The organism is Pseudomonas sp. NBRC 111124 (assembly GCF_001320245.1).
In the GTDB taxonomy this organism is placed as follows: Bacteria; Pseudomonadota; Gammaproteobacteria; order Pseudomonadales; family Pseudomonadaceae; genus Aquipseudomonas.
Genome location: NZ_BCBA01000056.1, coordinates 1 through 17,236, shown reverse-complemented (window position 1 = coordinate 17,236; position 17,236 = coordinate 1). Strand labels below are relative to the sequence as shown.

15 protein-coding genes are annotated in these 17,236 nt (G+C 63.7%); 6 read left to right on the top strand and 9 right to left on the bottom strand.

Translation table 11 applies throughout. The features are described from left to right. Positions 1-134 precede the first annotated feature (134 nt). Positions 135-1,592: a membrane-bound lytic murein transglycosylase MltF gene (gene mltF / locus APH28_RS21585; RefSeq protein WP_060512559.1), complete on the top strand. Its 1,458-nt coding sequence runs from the start codon at positions 135-137 to the stop codon at positions 1,590-1,592. A gap of 6 nt (positions 1,593-1,598) precedes the next feature. Here the strand turns inward: mltF and tadA are convergent, their stop codons facing one another. The 5 genes from tadA to APH28_RS21560 all read right to left on the bottom strand — a co-directional run bounded on the left by tadA (position 1,599) and on the right by APH28_RS21560 (position 6,134). Beyond that, positions 1,599-2,078 (bottom strand): tRNA adenosine(34) deaminase TadA, encoded by a 480-nt coding sequence (gene tadA / locus APH28_RS21580; RefSeq protein ID WP_060512558.1) that lies wholly within the window; start codon positions 2,076-2,078, stop codon positions 1,599-1,601. Further along, on the bottom strand, positions 2,078-3,460 hold the full coding sequence (locus tag APH28_RS21575; protein WP_060512557.1) for a multicopper oxidase family protein: 1,383 nt from the start codon (positions 3,458-3,460) through the stop codon (positions 2,078-2,080). Before APH28_RS21575 ends, tadA begins: the two co-directional genes overlap by 1 nt. A 105-nt stretch (positions 3,461-3,565) precedes the next feature. Then, positions 3,566-4,999, bottom strand: a complete 1,434-nt coding sequence (locus APH28_RS21570; RefSeq protein ID WP_060512556.1) for a M48 family metallopeptidase — start codon at positions 4,997-4,999, stop codon at positions 3,566-3,568. Positions 5,000-5,020: 21 nt separating this feature from the next. Next, positions 5,021-5,680, bottom strand: a complete 660-nt coding sequence (locus tag APH28_RS21565; protein ID WP_060512555.1) for a hypothetical protein — start codon at positions 5,678-5,680, stop codon at positions 5,021-5,023. A 19-nt stretch (positions 5,681-5,699) separates the two neighbouring features. Beyond that, the gene (locus tag APH28_RS21560) at positions 5,700-6,134 is read right to left on the bottom strand and encodes a hypothetical protein (RefSeq protein ID WP_060512554.1); all 435 of its coding nucleotides are present in this window, start codon (positions 6,132-6,134) and stop codon (positions 5,700-5,702) included. Positions 6,135-6,310: 176 nt separating this feature from the next. On the opposite strand from APH28_RS21560, the gene APH28_RS21555 reads away from it, so the two are divergent. Further along, positions 6,311-7,252 (top strand): AraC family transcriptional regulator, encoded by a 942-nt coding sequence (locus tag APH28_RS21555; protein WP_060512553.1) that lies wholly within the window; start codon positions 6,311-6,313, stop codon positions 7,250-7,252. A 64-nt stretch (positions 7,253-7,316) separates the two neighbouring features. Here the strand turns inward: APH28_RS21555 and guaA are convergent, their stop codons facing one another. The 4 genes from guaA to APH28_RS21535 all read right to left on the bottom strand — a co-directional run bounded on the left by guaA (position 7,317) and on the right by APH28_RS21535 (position 11,887). Next, entirely contained in the window at positions 7,317-8,894 is a 1,578-nt protein-coding gene (guaA, locus tag APH28_RS21550; protein ID WP_060512552.1) for a glutamine-hydrolyzing GMP synthase, read from the bottom strand. A 77-nt stretch (positions 8,895-8,971) separates the two neighbouring features. Next, positions 8,972-10,441, bottom strand: coding sequence for an IMP dehydrogenase (guaB, locus tag APH28_RS21545; protein ID WP_012270723.1), 1,470 nt, complete (start codon positions 10,439-10,441; stop codon positions 8,972-8,974). An 86-nt stretch (positions 10,442-10,527) separates the two neighbouring features. Next, positions 10,528-11,085, bottom strand: coding sequence for a hypothetical protein (locus APH28_RS21540; RefSeq protein ID WP_060512551.1), 558 nt, complete (start codon positions 11,083-11,085; stop codon positions 10,528-10,530). Positions 11,086-11,131: 46 nt separating this feature from the next. After that, the gene (locus tag APH28_RS21535) at positions 11,132-11,887 is read right to left on the bottom strand and encodes a sulfite exporter TauE/SafE family protein (RefSeq protein ID WP_060512550.1); all 756 of its coding nucleotides are present in this window, start codon (positions 11,885-11,887) and stop codon (positions 11,132-11,134) included. Between the two features lie 97 nt (positions 11,888-11,984). On the opposite strand from APH28_RS21535, the gene APH28_RS21530 reads away from it, so the two are divergent. The 4 genes from APH28_RS21530 to leuA all read left to right on the top strand — a co-directional run bounded on the left by APH28_RS21530 (position 11,985) and on the right by leuA (position 17,156). After that, entirely contained in the window at positions 11,985-12,863 is an 879-nt protein-coding gene (locus APH28_RS21530) for a LysR family transcriptional regulator (protein WP_060512549.1), read from the top strand. An 88-nt stretch (positions 12,864-12,951) separates the two neighbouring features. Beyond that, positions 12,952-14,331 carry an exodeoxyribonuclease VII large subunit gene (xseA, locus tag APH28_RS21525; RefSeq protein ID WP_060512548.1) on the top strand — a complete coding sequence of 460 codons (1,380 nt, stop codon included), beginning with the start codon at positions 12,952-12,954 and terminating at the stop codon, positions 14,329-14,331. A 3-nt stretch (positions 14,332-14,334) separates the two neighbouring features. Then, entirely contained in the window at positions 14,335-15,162 is an 828-nt protein-coding gene (locus APH28_RS21520; protein ID WP_060512547.1) for a M23 family metallopeptidase, read from the top strand. A gap of 320 nt (positions 15,163-15,482) precedes the next feature. Next, the gene (gene leuA, locus APH28_RS21515) at positions 15,483-17,156 is read left to right on the top strand and encodes a 2-isopropylmalate synthase (protein ID WP_060512546.1); all 1,674 of its coding nucleotides are present in this window, start codon (positions 15,483-15,485) and stop codon (positions 17,154-17,156) included. Positions 17,157-17,236: the final 80 nt, after the last annotated feature.

Genomic DNA, 17,236 nt, shown 5'->3' with positions numbered 1-17,236 from the left:
CTCGATCTCACAGGCGCCAAACATCCAAAGGCAGGCACCAGGTCCCCCACCACACCAACCACACAACCCGCTACCAGACAAGCTATCTGTTGTCGAGATATGGCTACGCCAGTCCTTTGCGTATACTGCAACCTATGTTCGCCCACACTGCTTTGCGCCAGCGTTGCGCCAAATGGCTAATCGCAACCGGACTCTTTCTGCTGCTCGGTGCCTGCGTTGAAAAACCCAGCACCCTCGAGCGCGTGAAGGAGGATGGCGTGCTGCGCGTGATCACCCGCAACAGCCCGGCCACCTACTTCCAGGACCGCAACGGCGAAACCGGCTTCGAGTATGAGTTGGTCCAGCATTTTGCCGACGATCTCGGCGTCAAGCTGCAGATCGAGACCGCCGACAACCTCGACGAGCTGTACGACTCCCTGGGCAAACCTTCCGGCCCGGTGCTGGCGGCTGCCGGCCTGGTCAGCAGTGACCGGCGCAAGGCCCAGGTCAAGTATTCGCACCCTTACCTGGAAGTGACCCCGCAGGTCATCTACCGCAACGGCCGCCCTCGCCCCACCGATGCCAAGGGCCTGGTCGGCAAGAAGATCATGGTGCTCAAGGGCAGTAGCCACGCCGACCAGCTGGCCGAACTGAAAAAGCAGTATCCAGGCCTGGAGTACGAAGAGTCCGACGCCGTCGAAGTGGTCGACCTGCTGCGTATGGTAGACGAAGGGCAGATCGACCTGACCTTGGTCGACTCCAATGAGCTGGCGATGAACCAGGTCTACTTCCCCAACGTGCGGGTCGCCTTCGACCTGGGCGACACCCGCGACCAGCGCTGGGCGGTGGCGGCGGGTGACGACAACAGCCTGCTCAACGAGATCAACGAATTCCTCGACAAGGCACAGAAGAACGGCACCCTGCAGCGTCTGAAGGACCGCTACTACGGCCATGTCGACGTACTCGGTTACGTCGGTGCCTACACCTTCGCCCAGCACCTGCAGCAGCGCCTGCCCAAGTACGAGAAGCACTTCAAGAGCTACGCCAAGGTCGAACAGGTCGACTGGCGCCTGCTGGCTGCAATCGGCTATCAGGAGTCGATGTGGCAGCCGGAAGTCACCTCCAAGACCGGCGTGCGCGGCCTGATGATGCTGACCCAGCGCACCGCCCAGGCCATGGGCGTGTCCAACCGGCTGGACCCGAAGCAGAGCATCCAGGGCGGCGCCAAGTACTTCATGAAGATCAAGGAAGAGCTCGACGACAGCATCCAGGAGCCGGACCGCACCTGGTTCGCCCTGGCTGCCTACAACGTCGGCACCGGCCACCTGGAAGACGCCCGCACCTTGGCCAAGCGTGAAAAGCTCAACCCGAACAAATGGCTGGACGTAAAGAAGATGCTGCCGCGCCTGGCCCAGAAGCAGTGGTACCGGCAGACTAAGTACGGCTATGCCCGTGGCGGCGAGCCGGTGCACTTCGTGGCCAACATCCGCCGCTACTACGACATCCTCACCTGGGTGACCCAGCCACAGCTCGAAGGCCAGGTGGCCGAGGGCAACCTGCATGTGCCGGGGGTGAACAAGGACAAGCCGGCCGATCAGTCGCCGCCGATGTAAACCTGTTCAGCCCTTGGCCCGACGGGCCTTGAAGAAATCACTCAAGATCTGCCCGCACTCCTGCGCCAGCACCCCGCCCTCCACCATCACCCGATGATTGAGAAAGCCCTGCCCGAAAAACTGCCCCTGGCTTTGCACGATGCCCGCCTTGGGTTCCAGTGCCCCGAACACCACCCGCGCCACCCGCGAATGCACGATCAGCCCCGCACACATGCTGCACGGCTCCAGGGTCACGTAGAGGGTGCTGCCCGGCAGCCGGTAGTTGCTGGCCGCCTGGGCCGCCGCGCGGATGGCGACCATCTCGGCATGGGCACTGGGGTCACTGTCGACAATCGGCCGGTTGAAACCCTGGCCGATCACTTGGCCATGCTGCACCAGCACCGCGCCCACCGGCACCTCGCCCATGGCCGCGCCCTCGGCGGCCAGGGCCAGAGCCAGGCGCATGAATTCCTGATCGCGGCTGCGATCGACGATCTGCGGGCGCATCAGACCACCGCGATCGCGGCCATCAGGCCGGTTTCCATGTGGTCGATGACGTGGCAGTGGAACATCCAGGTGCCTGGGTTATCGGCCACCAGCGCGACTTGGGCCCGTTCGTTCTTGCCCAGCAGGTAGGTGTCGGTGAAGTAAGGCTCGGGGATTTGCCGACGATTGGAGCCGATCACCTTGAAACTCATGCCGTGCAGATGCACCGGGTGCTGGTACTGGGTCATGTTCTTCAGCTCGAAGATATAGCTTTTGCCCTTCTTGAGCGTGGCGATTGGCCGGTCAGCGCAGGTCTTGTCGGTGATATCCCAGGCCTGGCCGTTTATCTGCCACATGCTCGACGGCTTGTCCGGGTCGCTGGTGACCGAGACGCTCGCCGCCCATTCGAAATTGAAGTTCAGCTTCTCGGCATTCTCCAGGTCTGGCTCGGCGATCGGGTTCGCCGGCAGGGCCTTGGGCCACTCGCCCGGGGCGTCGGTGCTGGCCACCGAACGCAAGGTGCCCAGGCGGACGAAACCGTCCCGCAGAGAGACTTCCTCGCCCGCCTCGGGGATGCGGATGGCCAGGCAGATGCGCATGCCGGGGCCAAGCCAGTACTCGTCATCCAGCGGCCGTGGGGTCACCGGGTTACCGTCGAGGGCATAGATTCTCGCCTCGCAGTTGCCTTTTAGGTTGAGGCGGTAGGTCCAGGTGTTGTCCAGGTTCAGCACGCGCACGCGCACCACCTGCCCGGCCGGCAACTCGGTGACCGCGTCGGCCTGGCCATTGATGGTGATCAGCCGCCCGGCGGTGCCATTGCGCGCGGCCTCGCGAGGGATACTGAAGGGCAACCAGGCGCCCTGCTCGTCGACGTGCCAGTTCTTCAGGCTCAGGGTGCGCTCGTGCTTGAACCCGGTCGGCTCGCGCTCCTCGACGATCAGCGGGCCGACCAGACCACGCCCAAGCTCTTCGGAGCTGCTGACATGGGGGTGGTACCAGTAGCTGCCGGCATCCGGCACGCGGAACTTGTAGTCGAAGTACTCGCCCGGTTTGACCGGCAACTGCGAGACGTAGGGCACGCCGTCCATTTCCAGCGGTAGGCGGATGCCATGCCAGTGGATGGTGGTTTCCACCGGCAGGTGGTTGATGAAGCGCACGCGCAGCCAGGTGCCCTGGCGCACCCGCAGCTCGGTACCCGGCGCCGACGGCCCGAAGGCCCAGGCCTCGGTCTTGAAGCCCGGCACCAGCTCGACGTCCAGGGGTGCGGCGATCAGCTCGTAATCATGCCCTGCGTTATCGTCCTCGACCTTGCCCAGCCAGTAACGGGCCGCGCCACCGGCGCCCAGGCCAACCACAACCAGGCCGGTCAGGCCCTTGAGCATTTGTCGACGGGTGAAGGACATTAGTGCGGGTACCTCGTGTTTTGCACAATCAGTCTGCCAGCGCTGGCTGGCGATGAAGGGCGAATACGATACACCTGCAAATGGGAAATATTAAGTGAAGTCTCTCTATACGCTGCCGGCAGAGGCCCCGCAGAGCTGGTTGAACCACTGCCGGTCATGGTCAGAGGGTTGGCGCATGGCGGCCTGCAGCAGCGCAGCGTCAAGCATCACGTCGAGATGGTCGAGGCGCGCGGCGATCGGCGGGTGCGTGTCGAAGGGATGGGGCAGGGTCGAACCGAGCACGTCGTCGTCCAGGTGTAACGGCGTGCATTGCAAGTACTGGCTCAGCGCCGCAAGCAGGCCTTCGCCGCCACGTTCGAGCAGCAAGGCATCGACCACCTTGCCCAGGGCGATTGCACGCAGCAGCGCCTGAACGAACAGCTTCGGGCCATCCACTTCGGCCCCTGCCCGATCAGCCAACAATTCCTGCGCGCGCCCCCAGTGATGTACCGCAATCTGGAAGTGATGGAGGAACTGCCCGGCCATCCACACCACCGGCCGCGCTACCCAGTCAACAGACCGCTCGGCGTCGACCATGGCGGAGAATTGTGCGCACATCAAGCTGAAGCGCGCATTGATTTCGCTGCCCTGCTCCGTGTCGCGGCTGCGGAAATGGCCGAGCTCATGGCCAATGAGCGCGGCGGTCTCTTGCTGACTCAGAACGCCGAGACACGGCAATGACAGGTACAAGGTTCGCCCGCTGAGCGCCGACTGGCCCGGCTGCAGCACAATCGGCACGCTGGTGACGAAAAAGCCCTGGTCGATGCCGACCACGATATGGTCCGGCACCGGCGCGTGCAGGTGCGCAGCCAGGCCCTCAACCCACTGCCATAGCGCCGGAGCCCCCTGCCGTCCAAGCGCTCGGCCAAGAAAGCTCGCTTTCGACGCCCCCATGTGCGGCCACTGCTGGCGCATTCGCCAGAGGGTACGCAGGCAGACGACCAGCACCGAGGCCAGCGGCAGAACCACGACCAACACGGTCAACCCGCCCTGGGCGGCGTGGCTCAACCCGGCGCTGGTTTCATAGAGCAGTATCAGGCACAGCGAGCCTGCGAGCATGCCCATATAGGCGCTCAGCCAACGCCCTAGCGCCTGCCAGCTGGCCGTCATGTGCTGGTGCAGGTAATGCGCCGAGCGCAAGGCCCGCCAGGCGTCGACCCTGAGCCTGAGCCAGGCGCCGATGCCAGCGACCAGAGCGCCCACTGCCAGCCAGCCGCTGAGGCTGGCCAGCCACTTGCGCATGCTCAGCCAATGACGGTCGGTGTCGAGTTCATCCAGCTGACGCTGCAGCAATGCGCGGGTGTCGACCCGCCCGGCAAATTGATTGCGCGCGGCCCAAGGCAATGCCTGCAGCAAGGCATCGCTGGGTGTCGCCAGCCATTGCCGGGTGATATTCGCCTGCTCTTGCGCCGTCTCGGCCCGCCAGTGCTGCACCGTTGCCCAGCCAAACAGGGCCAGCGGCAACAGCAGCATGACCAGGCCCCAAACCAGGCGTTTCATGTGTCCGCCTCGCGCTCGGCGTTATCCATCAGCCTGCATAAGCTCCAGTTGCCGTTGAGCATGGGCCGCATCGCGGTATGCCGCCAGCATCGCAAGCACTTCCTCGTTGTCGAGCTTGCGACCCTTGCACGCCAGGCCAGCGGACATGATGCGGATTTGCGGTCGTGGTTTTTTCAATACCATCGCCTGGTTGCCGAAGAACTGCAGCTTGACCACACGATGCTTTGGCAGCGCAGTTTCGCTGCTCATTTCCAGCGTCTGGACCATGACCAGGCCCTCGTCCTTGACGGCGACGTCCTCCACTTCAGCCATGTCGACTGGGGCGTCCAGGGTATCGACGAACAACTGCCGACGTGTCACGCGCATGAACACCTGCGTGCCTGCGTTGCGGTGCTGCCAGGTTAGCGCGGCGGCGATGCAGACGATGAAGGCAACCAATGCGACTGCGCCCAGGCGTTGCGGGTTAAAGGTCACGCCGAGGAGGATCAGCGCGCCCACCAGCAAAATCGGCCCCCAGACCTTGAAACGCCGGGTATTGGTGAACTCGCTTTGCGGCGGCACGCGCTCGATCACCTGTTTGAGTTCGGCAATGACCCGGTCGCGCTGGGCAGCACGGGATTGCTCATAGTCTTCGCCGAGCGCGCCGGAAAGGTCCGAGAGCGGATCGTTAGGGTTATCCATGGTCAGTCCTCCTCCCTGGTCACTGCTGCTTGGCCAGGTAATCGGTCAGGAATGCCTGGGCATTGCCTTGACGCGACAGCCCCTCGGAATAGCCAACCTGCACGGGTTGCGGCTCGCCAGGCAGGTACAGCTCACCGCCCCAGCCGCCCTGAACGACCAGTACCACGAACTTCTTGCCATCCACCGTCGTCGAGTAACGGGTGTCCTTTGCGGTCTTCTCCACCTGCATCTTGTGGATGCGCATGTTCCAGTCGTGATCAACGCCTTCGACCTGAACCAGTGCTTCGTTGGCGGCGCGCTCGCCAATGCGCAGCGTCCACACTTTGACGCCCTCAGTGCCCATGTAGGCAACAACCTGTTCGGCCACCACCGGCCGTTGTTCTGCCTGGGCCTGGCCCAGGCAGAAGATCAGCGACGCCACCAGCAAGGCAGCCCATTTGCGATAAGCGAACATCTTTTTCCATCCTGATGCGAAACAATCGACCATTGAAAACAGCACCGCCACCACTGCCAACCCCCCTGGCCGGTTCGCACAAAAGAAGACGCGCCGCGCACAATGGCTGTTGCCAAAAATGTGCGCGCGTTACCATTTATGCTCATGCCGCCGCCAATGAAGGATGCTTAGCGCTCATGCGATCGACCAGCCCCTACCTGGACACCGCCTTTTGCTTCGACAGCCCGGGGTCACTCGCCGAAGCCGGGGTGCTGGACAGCAAGGGTCGAATAATGGGGAGCGCAACCGGGCACTATCGAGCGCAAACGGTGCACGCGGGGTTGCAGTACTTCGATTGCAACCTGCAATTCCCGGAGCCGTTGCAGATCGACAAGGTGTTGCCGCAGAGCCTGTGCATCGTGCAACTGTTCGACGGCGCCTGGCAGCATACGGTCGATGGCACGTTAAACCGTTACGTACCCGGCCAGTTGCACCTGCTGGGTCTGGGCGAGAGCCTGGAGGCGCAGGACCAGTTGCCCGCCGCCAGCCACGCGCGCATGGCCGGCGTGCGTATTGCCGGTGACTACCTGCAGGAACTGGCTCGGGAAGACGCGCAGCTGATGCCCCTGCTGGCTTTGACGGCAGACGGTATGCGTTTCGATCAGTTACCCCAGTGCCCGGCTGTGAGCCGGCTGCTGCAGCAGCTGTATCTGTCACCTTATACGGGCGGGCTCAGACGTCTGCATTGCGAAAGCCTGAGCTTGGCCATCGTGCTGGAACTGGCCCGCCACCTGCTCGGCCCTGTGCATGGCACGAACCAGCCGGATCGCGGGCTACGCGACCTGGCCATCGAAGCGCGCCGCCTGCTCGACGCGCAGCTGAGCACCCCGCCCACCGCCGCCAGCCTCGCGCGAAAGCTGGGCGTGGGCGAAACCACCTTGCGCCGGGCGTTCCGCGATGAATTTGGCCGGCCTATCCTGCAGTACGTGCGGCAACAACGCCTGGAACTGGCCCGCACCCTGCTGCTGGAGAGACGCTGGCAGGTCTCGCAGGTTGCCTACCATGTCGGCTATGCCAACCCTGCCAACTTCTGCCATGCCTACAAGGCCTATTTCGGCCACCCTCCAGGCAGCGAATAGGTTTCCTGGCGCCAAAGAAAAGGGCCTGCAATGCAGGCCCTTCTCGGTCAGCGGCGGATAGGGATCATTCCCACTCGATGGTCGCTGGCGGCTTGCTCGACACGTCGTAGGTGACGCGGGAGATACCGTCGATTTCGTTGATGATACGGCCGCTGACGGTTTCCAGCAGCTCGTACGGCAGGTGTGCCCAACGTGCGGTCATGAAGTCCACGGTCTCGACGGCACGCAGGGCTACGACCCAGGCGTAGCGACGGCCGTCGCCGACAACACCGACCGACTTGACCGGCTGGAACACCACGAAGGCCTGGCTGGTCTTGTGGTACCAGTCGGCCTTGCGCAGTTCTTCGATGAAGATGTGGTCGGCGCGACGCAGGATGTCGGCGTATTCCTTCTTCACTTCACCGAGGATGCGCACGCCCAGGCCCGGGCCCGGGAACGGGTGGCGGTAGACCATGTCGTACGGCAGGCCCAGCTCCAGGCCGATCTTGCGCACTTCGTCCTTGAACAGTTCACGCAGTGGCTCGACCAGCTTGAGGTTCATTTCCTCCGGCAGGCCACCGACGTTGTGGTGCGACTTGATCACGTGGGCCTTGCCGCTCTTGGCGCCAGCCGACTCGATCACGTCCGGGTAGATGGTGCCCTGGGCGAGGAACTGGATGTTGTCCAGCTTGCTGGCTTCGGCATCGAAGATATCGATGAAGGTGCGGCCGATGATCTTGCGCTTCTTCTCCGGGTCGGCTTCGCCTTCCAGGTTGTCGAGGAATTGCTTTTCAGCGTCAGCGCGGATCACCTTGACGCCCATGTTCTCTTTGAACATGGCCATCACCTGGTCGCCTTCATGCAGGCGCAGCAGGCCGTTGTCGACGAACACGCAGGTCAGCTGGTCGCCGATGGCGCGGTGCAGCAGGGCGGCAACCACGGAGCTGTCGACGCCGCCGGACAGGCCCAGCAGAACGTTGGCCGAACCGACTTGCTCACGCACCTGGGCGATGGCGTCTTCGACGATATTGGACGGGGTCCACAGGGCTTCACAGCCGCAGATGTCCTGCACGAAGCGGGACAGGATGCGACCGCCCTGCTTGGTATGGGTCACTTCCGGGTGGAACTGCACGCCGTAGTAGCCACGGCTGTCGTCGAACATGCCGGCGATCGGGCAGCTCGGGGTGCTGGCCAGCACGTGGAAGTTGCCCGGCATCTGGGTGACCTTGTCGCCGTGGCTCATCCACACGTCCAGGCCCAGTACGCCGTCGTCGTCGACGTGGTCTTCGATGCCATCGAGCAGGCGGCTCTTGCCGACCACGTCGACGCGGGCATAACCGAACTCACGCAGGTCGGAACCTTCGACCTTGCCGCCCATCTGTTCGGCCATGGTCTGCATGCCGTAGCAGATGCCCAGCAGCGGCACGTTCAGGTCGAACACGGCCTGCGGGGCGCGTGGGCTGTTGGCTTCGTGGACCGACTCGGGGCCGCCGGCGAGGATGATGCCGCGCGGGTTGAATTCGCGGATCGCTTCATCGTCCATGTCGAACGGGTGCAGTTCGCAGTACACGCCGATTTCGCGCACGCGGCGGGCGATCAGCTGGGTGTACTGGGAACCGAAATCGAGGATGAGGATACGGTGAGCGTGAATGTCGAGGGCCATGACTCAATCTCGTCAGTGGAAATCGGAAACGACGCGGGGCTGTTCGTGACAGCCCCGTTCGGTTATTGCTTGAAGCCTCAGCCTACGCGGTAGTTAGGGGCTTCTTTGGTGATCTGTACGTCATGCACGTGGGACTCGGCCATGCCGGCACCGGTGATGCGCACGAATTCCGGCTTGGTGCGCATCTCTTCGATGGTTGCGCTGCCGGTGTAGCCCATGGACGAACGCAGGCCGCCCATCAGCTGGTGAATGATCGCGGCCAGGGCGCCCTTGTAAGGAACACGGCCTTCGATGCCTTCCGGTACCAGCTTCTCGGCGCCGGCCGAGGAGTCCTGGAAGTAACGGTCGGACGAGCCTTGCGCCTGTGCCATGGCACCCAGCGAGCCCATGCCGCGATAGGCCTTGTAGGAACGGCCCTGGAACAGCTCGACTTCGCCCGGAGCTTCTTCGGTACCGGCGAACATCGAACCCATCATCACGCAGGAAGCGCCGGCAACGATGGCCTTGGACAGGTCACCCGAGAAACGGATGCCGCCGTCAGCGATCAGCGGCACGCCAGTGCCTTCCAGCGCAGCAGCGACGTTGGCGATGGCGCTGATCTGCGGCACGCCGACACCGGCAACGATACGGGTGGTGCAGATCGAGCCTGGGCCGATACCGACCTTGACGGCGTCTGCGCCGGCTTCAGCCAGGGCCTTGGCCGCGGCGCCGGTGGCGATGTTGCCGCCGATCACCTGCACTTGCGGGTAGGTTTCCTTGACCCAGCGAACGCGGTCGATCACGCCTTTGGAGTGACCGTGGGCGGTGTCGACGACCACCACGTCAACGCCGGCGGCAACCAGGGCGGCAACGCGCTCGCCGGTGTCCTTGCCGGTGCCGACCGCAGCGCCGACGCGCAGGCGACCCTGGTCGTCCTTGCTGGCCAGCGGGTAGGCCTTGGCCTTTTCGATGTCCTTGACGGTCATCATGCCCTTGAGGTTGAACTTGTCGTCAACGATCAGGACCTTTTCCAGACGGTGCTTGTGCAGCAGCTCGCGGACTTCGTTCTTGTCAGCGCCTTCGCGGACGGTGACCAGACGCTCTTTCGGCGTCATCACGTCGCGGACCTTGGCGTCCAGACGGGTTTCGAAGCGCACGTCACGGGAGGTGACGATACCGACCAGGTCGCCGTTCGCCAGCACTGGAACACCGGAGATGTTGTTCAGGCGGGTCAGGTCGAACAGGTCGCGGACGGTGGCGTCGGCTTCGATGGTGATCGGGTCCTTGACCACGCCAGCCTCGAACTTCTTGACCTTGCGAACTTCGCCGGCCTGCTGCTCGATGGTCATGTTCTTGTGGATGATGCCGATGCCGCCTTCCTGGGCCATGGCGATGGCCAGGCGCGCTTCGGTGACGGTATCCATGGCAGCGGAAACCAGCGGAATGTTCAGCTCGATGCCACGAGTCAAACGGGTCTTGAGACTGACTTCATTGGGCAGTACCTCGGAGTAGCCAGGTACAAGGAGGATATCGTCGAAGGTCAGGGCTTCTTGGCTGATACGCAGCATCGCGGGGGCTCCCGGGCGGGAAAAATGGAAGCGCGCCATTATACTCATCCACGGCGCGCCGCTCAATGCAAAATAAGGGCCTTCGGTCAGCGTGATGGCAGTTTTACCTGCACCACCGCCACTGGCTGGTCGAGCCAGTCGGCAAAGCTGTCGAGAAAGGCCTGAGTGAACCCGGCCTCGCCCCAGTTGTTGAAGATGAACCCAAGGTTGGAAAAGGCACATGGCTGCAGGTAAATGAAGCCATTGATGTCATCTTCATGGCCGCACAGCGGGCAGGTGAAGTTGTCGCTCACCGCCGGCATCCACTCTTCCAGGCTCTCGAACAGCGGCTCGCCAACCTCGCGCCGGCACTCCGGGCAGCCGGCCTCCTCGAGGAACCCCTCGGTGGGCGTATAGATGCAACGCTTGAGCATCACTTCCAGGCCATTGACCTGCTCGCCGAACGGCAGTTTTTCAGGATGCAGGGCGATCTTGCGCGCCCCCTCGGCCAGGGCATGGCCCATGCGGTTGCCGGTGCGCCCGCAGGTGGTCAGTTGTTCTTCGACGATCTTCTCGCGCACCAGCCAGCGCAGGATGGCCCGCGAACGGGCTTCATGCGAGGGCACGGTGGACAGCTTGGGGACGATGATGCTCTGGGTGTTCATGGACGAAGCGGGCCTGCGGACTGCGGTAATCCTGCAATTCTACAGCTCAGCTGCTCAGGTAGCGACCGATCAGCGCCAGGCCGCTGGCCAGCACCAGCCAGGTGACCAGGCGCACGAAGGCGTCGCGGGACAGTTTCAGGGTCAGCCGGCGGCCAGCCCAGAGGCCGACGAACATCACCGGCAGCAGGCAGGCAGCAAGCAATAACAGGCTGATATCGGCGTACACGCCGGCAAGCAGGAACAGCGACAACCGCACGAGGGTGCTGCAGCTGATCAGGGCGCTCTGGGTCGCGCGCACCTGCTCCTTCACGTCGAGGCGTGCGCTCAGGTAGATGGCATAAAGGAAACCACCGCTGCCGAACAAGGCGCCAAACAGCCCGCCGACCGTACCCATCGGCACCGCCCATAGGCCCGACAGCCTGGCCGGCCGCACTTTCACCGCCAGGCCGTAGACCGCGTAGGCGGTGACGAACAGGCCCATCAGCAGCAACAGCAGGTCGGACTTCAGGTGCAGCAGGAACACCACGCCCAGGGTGCAGCCCACCGCCATGCAGGGCAACAGACGCAGCAGTTCGCCGCGCACCACGTCGCGACGTGACGGCAGCAGGTTGCCGAAGGCGGCGACGAAGTCCAGCAGCACCAGCAGCGGGATGATCCGCGACAGGGGCATGAAATGGATCAATACCGGGCCGGCGACCAATGCCGTGCCGAAGCCGGCGATGCCGAAGACGATGTAGGCCGCGCCGACACCGAGCAGAATGAACAGCCAGTCAAGGCCGGAAAACGACAGCTGGGCGAGCATGGCAGCAGTTCCTGGGATGACTGGCAAAGATTAGCCAGCCATGAGCCATGCCGACTAATATGCCTTTAACGCCACACCCATCTCGAAAAGGCATGACATGACGTCGATCCGCCAGTTGCGTTACTTCGTGGAAATCGCCGAATGCGGCAGCTTCAGCGGCGCCGCCGAGCGGCTGTACATCGCCCAGTCGGCGCTGAGCCGACAGGTCAAGGAGCTGGAGCAGCAACTGGGCACCCCGTTGTTCGAGCGTACCGCGCGCCTGCCGCGCCTGACGTTGGCCGGTCAGGCCTTCCTGGAACGTGCACGGCGCTTGTTGGCCGACCTGGCGCAGGCTGAGCGGGTGACTCGCGACATTGGCGAAGGGCTGCAAGGCAGCCTGCGCCTGAACCACTCCAGCACGGTACCGTTGACCGGCCCACTGCTGGCTCGCCTGGGCGGCTATCTGCGAGGCAACCCAGGGGTCGCGCTGGAGATCGCCCAACAGTCGTCGGAGGCGCAGCTGGAGGATATCGCCGCCGGGCGGCTGGATGTCGGGCTGCTGCGCTTGCCGGTGCTTCGCCAGCATGAAGGCGTGGTGCTGCATGAGCTGTTCAGCGAACCGTTGTTGCTGGCAGTCGCCGCCGGGCATCCACTGGCCGACGCGCCACAAGTGCGGCTGGAGCAACTGCGCGAAGAGCATTTCATTTCCATCCCGCACCGGGACCGTGGCGGACTGAGTTATCTATCAGCTTCCTTGTGCATGGAAGCTGGCTTTTTCCCGCAGGCAGCGCAGGTGCTGTCGCGCAAGACCACGCAGTTGCAGTTGATCCAGGCCGGATTCGGGGTGGCATTGCTGCCGGAGTGCATGCGTGAAATTGCCCCGGCGTCGATAAGCTTCGTGGCGTTGGAGGGGGGATGCGAGAGTACCGTGGCGCTGGCCTGCCAGCGTGATGCAGGGCAGATGGTGTACCAATTCGTGTCGGCGATGCAGGGTTGATGACCGGCTATGCCAGTGTTCGCGGCTAAACCCGCGCCCACAGTGCCGGGACAGACAACCGGGGGCGATGTCCTTTATGATGCCCGCCATGATCAGAGACCCTTTTGAACGACTCGGCCTGGACCGCGAGGTCCTCACCGTCAGCCAGCTGAACGGCCGCGCTCGTGTGCTGCTGGAAGACGTGTTTCGCAGCGTATGGGTGGAAGGCGAGATTTCCAACCTCGCCCGCCCGGCCTCCGGCCACATGTACTTCACGCTCAAAGACAGCGGCGCCCAGGTGCGTTGCGCGCTGTTCCGGCAGAACGCCACCCGCGTGCGCCAGGCCCTGCGCGACGGCCTGGCGGTGCGCGTGCGCGGCAAGGTTTCGCTGTTCGAGGGGCGTGGCGACTACCAACTGATCCTCGACACCGTCGAGCCGGCCGGTGATGGGGCGCTGCGCCTGGCCTTCGAGGCGCTGAAAGAAAAGCTGGGCGCCGAAGGGCTGTTCAGCGCCGAGCGCAAGAAGCCGCTGCCGGCCCATCCGCAACGCATCGGCATCATCACCTCGCCCACCGGCGCCGTGATCCGCGACATCATCAGCGTGTTTGGCCGCCGCGCGCCGCAGGTCGAGCTGAACCTCATCCCCACCGCCGTGCAAGGCCGTGAGGCGATCAACCAGATCGTCCGCGCCTTGCAGCAGGCGGATCGGCTGGGCTTCGATGCGTTGATCCTGGCACGTGGTGGCGGCTCGCTGGAAGACCTCTGGTGCTTCAACGAAGAAGCCGTGGCACGCGCCGTAGCCGCCTGCGTGACGCCGATCGTCAGCGCCGTCGGCCACGAGACCGATGTATCGATCAGTGATTTCGTCGCCGACGTGCGCGCGCCTACGCCTTCGGCTGCCGCCGAACTGCTGGCCCCCGACAGCAGCGGCCTGCAGCAGCGCCTCGACGGCCTGCAGCGGCGCCTGCTGCTGCGCATGCAGAACCGCCTGACCCACGACCGCCTGCGCCTGGAGTCGCTGACCCGCCGGCTGCGTCACCCCGGCGAACGCCTGCGCCAGCAGGCACAGCGCCTGGACGACCTGGACATGCGCCTGCGCCGCGCCTTCACGCTCAACCTCAACCAGCGTCGCGAGCGCCTGGCGCGCTTGGATACACGCCTGGCCGCGCAGCACCCTGGGCGCACGCTGAAACTGCTGGCGCAACGCCTGGACAGCCTCGCCGAGCGCCTGCCACGCGCCATGCGTGAAGTGCTCAAGGACCGCCGTCAGCGCTTTCAGGCACAACTGCAGACGCTGCAGGTGGTCAGCCCGCTGGCGACCCTGGCGCGCGGCTACAGCATCCTTCTTGACGAGCACGGCCAGGCCATCCGCAGCGCCGAGCAGACCCGCAACGGCCAACGCCTGACCGCCCGCCTGAATGAAGGCGAGCTGCAAGTCCGGGTCGAAGACAATCACTTGACCCCCGTCACCTTCTCGCTTCTGGACTGACCTATGCCACGCCTGTTCGCGCCCCTGCTCGCCCTCTCCCTCATGCTGCTGGCCGCAGGCGCCCAGGCCAGCTACATCACCCGCGCCCTGAACAAACCCGTGCCGGGTGGTGTGGCGGTGGTCGACCTTGGCCCGGCGGCCGCTGCGCCGAGTGCACGCTTCGATGGAAAACCCGTGTTGGTGGTGAAGGAGCAGGACAACTGGCTGGCCATCGTCGGTATCCCTCTGACCCAGAAGCCCGGCACCGCCGTGCTGACCCAAGGCGGGCGCAGCCTGCCCTTCAGCGTCGGCAGCAAGAAGTACCCCGAACAGCACATCACCTTGAAGAACACCCGCCAGGTCAACCCGAACCCGGAGGACCTCAAGCGCATCGACCGCGAACTGGCCGAGCAGATCAAGGCGTACCGCAGCTTCAGCCCGGTGCTGCCGAGCAACCTGATCCTCGATAAACCGGTCAGCGGGCCACTGTCGAGCAAGTTCGGCGTGCGCCGCTTCTTCAATGGCGAGGAGCGCAACCCGCATGCCGGGCTGGACTTTGCCGTGCCGGCCGGAACGCCGATCAAGACCCCCGCCAACGGCAAGGTGATCCTGGTAGGTGATTACTTCTTCAACGGCCGGACGGTGTTCGTCGACCATGGGCAAGGGTTCATCAGCATGTTCTGCCACATGTCGAAGATCGATGTGCAGGTTGGCCAACAGCTGCGCCGGGGCGATGTGGTCGGGCGCGTGGGTTCGACCGGGCGAGCGACCGGGCCGCACATGCACTGGAACGTGAGCCTGAACGATGCGCGGGTGGATCCGGCGATCTTCATTGGCGCATTCCAACCCTGAGATCGGCGGTTCCAATATGTTGCGCGGTCGAAAAATACCGCGCAACATTTAAAAAGGCATCTAAAAATATCAGCGATAAAATCTCGCCATCTGGCTTTTTTTAAGCATTCCTCTCAATTTTCTCCCAACGCTTGCCATCCCCCACCCCACTGGTTAAGTTGAGGGCATGAAAACCTTCAGCACCCTCATCCTGCTCCGACAACATCGCAGCCTCTGCCTGGTCAGCGCCCGACTACCAGGTTGATTCGCGTCGCCTCGCCTTTTCATCTCGTTATCGCTCGGCAGGCCCGATCTCGGCCGCACACAAAAGGATTGCTTCCATGACCATGCTCAAAGACCCATCGAAGAAATACCGCGCTTTCCCGACCATCGACCTGCCTGACCGTACCTGGCCGTCGAAGACCATCACCGAGGCGCCGATCTGGTGCAGCTCCGACCTGCGTGATGGCAACCAGTCGCTGATCGAGCCGATGGATTCGGAGAAAAAGCTGCGTTTCTGGAAGACCTTGGTGCAGGTTGGCGTGAAGGAGATCGAAGCCTCGTTCCCATCGGCCTCGCAGACCGACTTCGACTTCGTGCGCACCCTGATCGAAGATGGCCACATCCCGGATGACACCACCATCCAGGTGCTCACCCAGGCCCGTGAAGACCTGATCGCCCGCACGTTCGAATCGCTGCGCGGCGCGAAGAAGGCCATCGTCCACCTGTACAACGCCACCAGCCCGTCGTTCCGCCGCATCGTCTTCAACCAGGACAAGCAAGGCGTGAAGGACATCGCGGTGAACGCGGCCAAGCTGTTCGTCAAATATGCTGCCCAGCAGCCGGAAACCCAGTGGACTTTCCAGTACTCGCCAGAAACCTTCAGCGCTACCGAAATGGAGTTCGCCAAGGAAGTCTGTGACGCGGTCATCGAAGTGTGGAACCCGACCCCTGAACACAAGGTCATCCTCAACCTGCCGGCCACCGTGGAAGTGTCCACGCCGAACATCTACGCCGACCAGATCGAGTGGTTCTGCCGCAACGTCAGCCGTCGCGACAGCGTGATCATCAGCCTGCACTGCCACAACGACCGCGGCACCGGCATCGCCGCCACCGAACTGGGCCTGATGGCAGGCGCCGACCGTGCCGAAGGCTGCCTGTTCGGCAACGGCGAACGTACCGGCAACGTCGATCTGGTGACCTTGGCGCTGAACCTCTACACTCAGGGCATCGATCCGCTGCTGGACTTCTCCGACATCGACGGCGTGCGCAAGGTCGTCGAAGAGTGCAACCAGCTGCCCGTGCACCCACGCCACCCGTACGTCGGCGACCTGGTCCACACCGCGTTCTCCGGTTCGCACCAGGACGCCATCCGCAAGGGCTTCGCCAAGCAGCAGGAAGGCGAACTGTGGGAAGTGCCGTACCTGCCGATCGACCCGGCCGACATCGGCCGCAGCTACGAGGCGGTGATCCGCGTCAACAGCCAGTCGGGCAAAGGCGGCATCACTTACCTGCTCGAGCAGGAATACGGCATTAGCCTGCCGCGCCGCATGCAGATCGAATTCAGCCAGGTAGTGCAGGGTGAAACCGACCGCCTGGGCCTGGAAATGACCGCCCAGCAGATCTACAGCCTGCTGCACAAGGAATACCTCCAGGCCAACGCTCCGTATGCACTGGTCAGCCACCGCCTGCAGGAAGAAAACGGCCACAGCGCCGTGGAAGTGGAAGTCGCCGGTGAAGGCGAAACTACCCTGCACTGGCGTGGCAAGGGCAACGGCGCCCTGGAAGCCTTGGTCGCCGGCCTGCCGGTATCGGTGGAGATCATGGACTACAACGAGCACGCCATTGGTGCGGGTACCAACGCCAAGGCTGCGGCCTACATCGAACTGCGTGTGGCCGGCGGCCGCCCGGTGCACGGTGTGGGCATCGATGAGAACATCACCACTGCCAGCTTCAAGGCACTGTTCAGCGCGCTGAACCGCTCGCTGAGCCAACAGGAAGCCCAGGCGGCCTAAGCCGCACCGCAATAGACGAAAGCCCGCATCCTTTGATGCGGGCTTTTTTGTTGGCCTGTGCCGGCCCTTTCGCGGGTAAA

Bases quoted from the DNA above. Each gene is read 5' to 3' on its own strand.
- tadA (WP_060512558.1), bottom strand. From the start codon at position 2,078: ATGCGCCCGCAGATCGTCGATCGCAGCCGCGATCAGGAATTCATGCGC.
- APH28_RS21560 (WP_060512554.1), bottom strand. From the start codon at position 6,134: ATGTTCGCTTATCGCAAATGGGCTGCCTTGCTGGTGGCGTCGCTGATC.
- guaA (WP_060512552.1), bottom strand. From the start codon at position 8,894: ATGGCCCTCGACATTCACGCTCACCGTATCCTCATCCTCGATTTCGGT.
- APH28_RS21540 (WP_060512551.1), bottom strand. From the start codon at position 11,085: ATGAACACCCAGAGCATCATCGTCCCCAAGCTGTCCACCGTGCCCTCG.
- leuA (WP_060512546.1), top strand. From the start codon at position 15,483: ATGACCATGCTCAAAGACCCATCGAAGAAATACCGCGCTTTCCCGACC.
- APH28_RS21520 (WP_060512547.1), top strand. From the start codon at position 14,335: ATGCCACGCCTGTTCGCGCCCCTGCTCGCCCTCTCCCTCATGCTGCTG.
- APH28_RS21530 (WP_060512549.1), top strand. From the start codon at position 11,985: ATGACGTCGATCCGCCAGTTGCGTTACTTCGTGGAAATCGCCGAATGC.
- APH28_RS21555 (WP_060512553.1), top strand. From the start codon at position 6,311: ATGCGATCGACCAGCCCCTACCTGGACACCGCCTTTTGCTTCGACAGC.
- APH28_RS21575 (WP_060512557.1), bottom strand. From the start codon at position 3,460: ATGTCCTTCACCCGTCGACAAATGCTCAAGGGCCTGACCGGCCTGGTT.
- guaB (WP_012270723.1), bottom strand. From the start codon at position 10,441: ATGCTGCGTATCAGCCAAGAAGCCCTGACCTTCGACGATATCCTCCTT.
- APH28_RS21565 (WP_060512555.1), bottom strand. From the start codon at position 5,680: ATGGATAACCCTAACGATCCGCTCTCGGACCTTTCCGGCGCGCTCGGC.
- APH28_RS21570 (WP_060512556.1), bottom strand. From the start codon at position 4,999: ATGAAACGCCTGGTTTGGGGCCTGGTCATGCTGCTGTTGCCGCTGGCC.
- APH28_RS21535 (WP_060512550.1), bottom strand. From the start codon at position 11,887: ATGCTCGCCCAGCTGTCGTTTTCCGGCCTTGACTGGCTGTTCATTCTG.
- mltF (WP_060512559.1), top strand. From the start codon at position 135: ATGTTCGCCCACACTGCTTTGCGCCAGCGTTGCGCCAAATGGCTAATC.
- xseA (WP_060512548.1), top strand. From the start codon at position 12,952: ATGATCAGAGACCCTTTTGAACGACTCGGCCTGGACCGCGAGGTCCTC.